Origin of the sequence: Bradyrhizobium sp. 23, assembly GCF_023073295.1 — a bacterium.
GTDB classification, from domain to species: Bacteria; Pseudomonadota; Alphaproteobacteria; order Rhizobiales; family Xanthobacteraceae; genus Bradyrhizobium; species Bradyrhizobium canariense_D.
Map to the genome: position 1 here is coordinate 1 of NZ_JADPJF010000147.1, position 5,269 is coordinate 5,269.

A 5,269-nucleotide genomic window follows, 5' to 3' on the forward strand; every position below is an offset into this window, starting at 1 on the left:
CAGCATTCCCGTCCTGAACGCCCTCAAGGAATGGCTCGATCAAATCGCCCCGAAGGTCTTGCCCGACAGCAAGCTTGGCGATGCCGTATCCTACACTCTGAACCAATGGTCATATCTGACGCGCTACACGCAAGACGGCAGGATGCCGATCGACAACAATCTCCTGGAGCGCGATATCAGAATCTTTGCCACTGGCAGAAAGAGCTGGCTGTTCAGCGACACCGTCGAGGGAGCCAGGGCCAGTGCCGTCGTCTACAGTCTGATGCTGACCTGCCGCGCCTCACGCGTCGAGCCGTTAGCCTGGTTGCGCCACGTGCTCACCGAATTGCCTCAGCGCGCCGACGACGCCGATATCACCGACCTGCTGCCCTTCAACTTCCCCAAAACCGCCGCTGCCTGAACGGGTCAGATGCCGCCCTCGATACGAAGGCCATCCGTCAAAAGCGCGGGCGTCATCGTGCGGAGAAAATCGCGCTTACCCCTGACGTCATCGTTGCAAACGCAACGCCGGCGATCGCAGCGGCACAGAAGGCGACTTCAACAATCCCGATTGTCATGTCGCCGGCGACAGATCCCATCGGATCTGGTTTCGTGGTAAGCTTCGCACATCCAGGCAGAAATATAACCGGTGTCGCCAATATGTTCGGCGACACAACCACAAAGATGCTGGACATCATTCGGTTGGTGTTTCCGACTGCAAAGAAGATTGGCATCTTGACTTCAAACAATCCTACTCATCCGCCCCTAGCCGCTCTTGCAGTGTCCGCAGCCGAAAAGCTTGGCATTTCAGCAACCCCTTTCGCAGCGAGAGACCCTGAAGATCTGGAGCTTGTGTTCGCTCAAATGAAGACGTCTCATTGTGACGTCGTTTACGTTCTTGCGGATCCACCGCGCCCCTCCTTACCTCAAATCGCGCTGCGGGCCAGCTTGCCGACTGTTTTTCAAGTGAACAGCTACGTGACCAACTATGAGGGGCTAATAAGCTACGGCCCTGACACCACAGTCTTCTTTAAGATGGCGGCTACGTACGTCGACCGGATTCTAAAAGGCAGCAAGCCAGCTGACATTCCGGTAGAGCAGCCCTCGGCGTTCCAGCTTGTTGTCAACCTGCGTGCTGCCAAAGCACTGCAGATAACAATCCCAGAGGGCGTCCTGCTAATGGCGGATCAGGTAATTGAGTAGCCAATGACGACTTCCGCTGTGGGTCAAACGCTGACGTTCGGCCGACAACGTGACAAGGTCGGCTCCTGGCCCAGCGGCGGACAGTCGTTCGACGAATTCCGGTCTACCCCGATAGCCAGACATAACTCATTCGTGAACCGCCACAGGGCGACCGCTGTCCTTGCGAGTGAACACAAGGGACGGCAAGGGCGACCAACCCTACAGCGGGAAGACTTGCCACGGCGCCTGCCTCCGGCTGCATGTCAGGACGCTCGAGGCAGCATTCCCGTTCCGGGAGGCGCGATATGCTGCAGTTGAAAGACAAGGTCGGACGGTTCGCGACGACAGGGCGCAGCTGCCAGAACTGGAAAAAGGATCAGGAACTGGTTATTTCGCTGCTCAACAAGATCGCCATTTCCGACGGCGGCGCCGAGAACACGCTCAAACCACAGATGGTCGTGACCGGTTATGCCAGCGACGGCCTTTACAACTCGATTCTGTACTTCCAGAAGAAGAACTTTCCCGGCACGCCTGACGGCTATGTTCGGCCTGCCGGTCCGACATTCAATCGGCTCGTTGAACTGTCGACGAAGGCGGCCGCCAAGCCCGCCCCGCCAAAGAGCCAATGGGACGCAATCGCGACTCCTTCCGTCGATGCTGCACTTCGCAAAGGTCTCATCGACGATTCAAAGCTGGACTACGCAGAGGTCGTTGACATCATCCGGGCTACCGTTGCAGACGGTATGGTCACCGCATTCGAGCTGGACGACCTGACCACCATTGCGAACACCTCCAGAACGCTCTCCCCCACCTCGAAAAAGCTCATCACGCTCTTCGTCGGAGAAGAATACAAGGAGAAGCGCGGGATCGGACCGTATGATCTCAATTCCGACCAGAAAAAACTAGCCGCGGAAATGGTCTGCGATTTCCTGAAAAATACGAGGACGACGTTCTTTCCGAAGCTCGACCCACACCGCGTCGGCATAGGTATTCTCAGGCGCATTGCGAAACCGAGCCTCATCAATCAAGACCAGGGAAGTCTGTGCGGGCCATCCGCCCTGATGTTCGGCTACGCGTCGGACAAGCCAGGGTCTTACGCGCGCTTCGCGATCGATCTCTATCAGAAGGGGCAGGCGAATCTTGGCCGCCTGCTGATCAAGCCGGGAAAGGATGTGAGGAACTTCACGCCACCCTGGTCGCTGGACCACGTCGACTGGCTGACGTGCGCCTCCATACGCGATTCGGAGAACTGGTTCCTGGATTTCGACGACACAGGCAAGATCAGCGATCTTGCGGGTGTCACCCTGCCGAGCGAAATGGAGCAATGGTTTCGCAAGGCAGGATACCGGGACGTGCGCGAGAATACCAACATTTCACGATTCAACAAAGACATCGACGATGTAAACGAAGCCAACCGGCTGCTCGACAGCGGATATCGCGTATGTCTTTTCATAAGCGCCAATATGATCGACTATGACGACCAGTCCGATAAAGGCTCCGCGCTTACGATGCACTGGGTCGTGCTGCGCGAGAAGATACAAGTGATGAACGGGTTCGTGAAGGCGAAGGTCTTCTCATATGGCGATGGAGACTATTTGATACCGCATCCGCAGGAAAAAACCCATGCCGTCAAGCCCCTCGCGGTTCGGGACTTTCTTATGAATTTCTATGGGTACGTTGCTGCCAAGGGGTGACCGGGGCCAGAAGCGCCAAGGCAAGACGATGCTGGCCACGCACGAGATGGCCTTCTCAGCCGATGTCTCCACCCGCGTCGGCTTCATGAATGCCGGCATCATGGCCGAGGATCGGCACGCCCGAGGAAACCATCCGCCAGCCGCGCAGCGAACGGCCGAAGGTTCAAAATTTCGCGTTGACGGTCCGAACTAGAACAGGAGAACCGGACATGGCCGCTTTCCAAGAGGTTTTCCGCCGCTCCGGCATCGATGAGGGCCGCAGCCCGCCAGGCATGGTGGTGCCGTTCGGCGGCTCCAACATCGTGGCTCTGATCGATCCCGGAAGAAAGCTCAAAGTCGATCCTAACCCCCATGCCCTCGGGATCAAGGAGATCGATGGCGCCGATACTCTTAGACGTGTCATGCAGACCAAAGACACCTTCTCCGCACCCGACATCGATCCGCAGCTCAGGGCGGCGTCACTTCCCGCCACCTTCAATGGCGATGCACGGTTTTTCGAAATCAATGGCCGGATCAAGCCGATTCCCTTTCCCGGTCTGGAGGTGGTGGCCCGGTCGGCCGGCCGGAAGATCGAAGCCAAGCTCTATGTTGTCGTGCTGCCGGAAATCAAGATCAAGGTGGCGTTCCGCAACGTCATGATTCCGGGCAGCGGCGGCGCTCCGGCTTTTCACGCCAAGAAGCCCTGCAGTGAGCAAGATGAATTGCTGACGATGAACAATATATGGAGGCCGCAGGCCAACATCCGCTTCGAGCGGGTGCCAACCGACTGGCTGGTCATCGACGACTCGCAGGCTGCCGTCAAACAGGAGCTCGCCAATGCGACTGGCATGAAGGATGCGAGCCTTGCGATCCTTCCCGATGTGATCGATGTCGAAAAACTGAAGAGCTTCTTCGCCAAACACAAAGTTCAAGGCGCCCATCTCACCATTTTCTGTGTCGACAAGCTTCGGTCCAAGGGCTCCTTTCCCAATGGCTCGTTTGCTCGATCGCTGGACCTTGCCTTCATCAGCTCGCAACGCGGGCCTAACACGTCTGCCCATGAAGCCGGGCATTTTCTCGGCTCCTACTCGAAGAGCGCGACCAAGCCCTGGGACAGCAACGGCCACACATTGGAGATCGATCCGAAAACCGGAAAAGAAAACAGGGCGGAAGACATCAAGATGCTGATGCGCGACGGAGGCGCCGGGTGGAAGATTCCGTTTAATCTCGTCAAGGAGTTCCGCGACTTCCCCGGCTAGCATCCAAAGCTCAGACGGCAGCTGGAAATCACTCCTGACGTCGAATGTCGCCTTTGGGCCACTTTCAGAATCGTGCAAGGCAGCAAATGGAATCAGCCTGTCGGGACGCTAGTGGAATCAAAATCGCAGGTACAGATACCGTTGTTGTGCGGGCCGCTTCGTCATGTAGACCGAGCGGGGGGGAATCCAAATTCTCCAATTGCGGGTTTGGTGGACTGGCCGTCTAATCGCGAGGCGAGCAAAGCTGGCGTGAGCCTGCTCTGATCCAGCCCTCGGAAGCGGGCCACCTACTTCGGAAGCACAGGCGGTTGGCCCGCTGGGCGGTTAAGCGATTTAGGGCACGCCATCGGACTGGCAACGCCAGTGACTTCGCGGACCATTGCGGTGCTGTGCGAGTGGACTGAATCCGGGCAACAGTTCCTCCCTGACCGATTTGATAGCCAACGATTTGGAATAAGTCGATGTTCCGGAATCTGTTCGCGGTCGCGCTGATGGTATCGACCAGCGCCGTGCTCGCGCACGATCACAATCGGCTTGATCTGTCGAAGTGGTTTGCGGAGCTTTATGACCGAAAGGGAGATCTGTGCTGCGATGGTAGCGAAGCGATGCATTTGTCAGAGGTAGATTGAGAGATCACCGGCAACCATCCATTACCGTGTCCGCGTGCCGACAACGCCTGGGGGCTTCGGGCGCGATGGCTGGCGCCACCAACGTGGAAACCGAGTGGGTTTACGTACCCGACGACGCCGTCATCGACGAGCCGAACAGGGCTAAAGCGACGCTGGTCTGGCCGCTCTATGGCCCGATGGGTGTGAGCATTCGCTGCTTCATACCCGGGACGATGAAGCGCCTCCGATTTTAATCGGCGCAAGGCGGAGTTCGGCTTAGGGTCAAAAGCCGGCATCTGGGCGCTCTAAGATCTTCGTCTGCTTCCAACCCAAAAGCCGACCACTCCGCGCTCCGTGGTTGAGAGACGCTGCTTCGCGACCTGATCGTGGATTTCAACCGTAGCTATCAAGCTGAGCCGCAAAAGAGCGAACGCAAACAAAGCGATTTGGAGGAGGGAGTATCCCCTGATGTAGGATGGGCGATCTGAGCTGCTGCCGGTTTGATGGACACCGAGATTGGGTGTTTTATCGAGCCAGAGGTGGGTCATGCAGAGACGGAAGTTCAGTC

Annotated in this window: 5 protein-coding genes; 4 read left to right on the forward strand and 1 reads right to left on the reverse strand. The window is 57.4% G+C overall.

Annotated features, from left to right (window positions below; all coding sequences use genetic code 11):
* The 4 genes from IVB32_RS33295 to IVB32_RS33310 form a co-directional block, all read left to right on the forward strand.
* A partial coding sequence (locus IVB32_RS33295; protein WP_247412783.1) for a transposase occupies positions 1-400 on the forward strand: 400 nt, incomplete at its 5' end.
* Between the two features lie 89 nt (positions 401-489).
* Complete coding sequence (locus IVB32_RS33300; protein ID WP_346731128.1) at positions 490-1,182, forward strand: ABC transporter substrate-binding protein; 693 nt, start codon at positions 490-492, stop codon at positions 1,180-1,182.
* A gap of 284 nt (positions 1,183-1,466) precedes the next feature.
* Entirely contained in the window at positions 1,467-2,855 is a 1,389-nt protein-coding gene (locus IVB32_RS33305) for a hypothetical protein (protein WP_247412784.1), read from the forward strand.
* Positions 2,856-2,944: 89 nt separating this feature from the next.
* Positions 2,945-4,093, forward strand: coding sequence for a hypothetical protein (locus IVB32_RS33310; RefSeq protein ID WP_247412785.1), 1,149 nt, complete (start codon positions 2,945-2,947; stop codon positions 4,091-4,093).
* A gap of 913 nt (positions 4,094-5,006) precedes the next feature.
* Here the strand turns inward: IVB32_RS33310 and IVB32_RS33315 are convergent.
* Positions 5,007-5,269 (reverse strand): hypothetical protein (locus IVB32_RS33315; protein ID WP_247412786.1); only part of this gene is annotated, 263 nt, incomplete at its 5' end.

Excerpts from the sequence above, each read along its gene's own strand:
- IVB32_RS33305 (WP_247412784.1), top strand. The coding sequence starts at position 1,467 with ATGCTGCAGTTGAAAGACAAGGTCGGACGGTTCGCGACGACAGGGCGC.
- IVB32_RS33310 (WP_247412785.1), top strand. The coding sequence starts at position 2,945 with ATGCCGGCATCATGGCCGAGGATCGGCACGCCCGAGGAAACCATCCGC.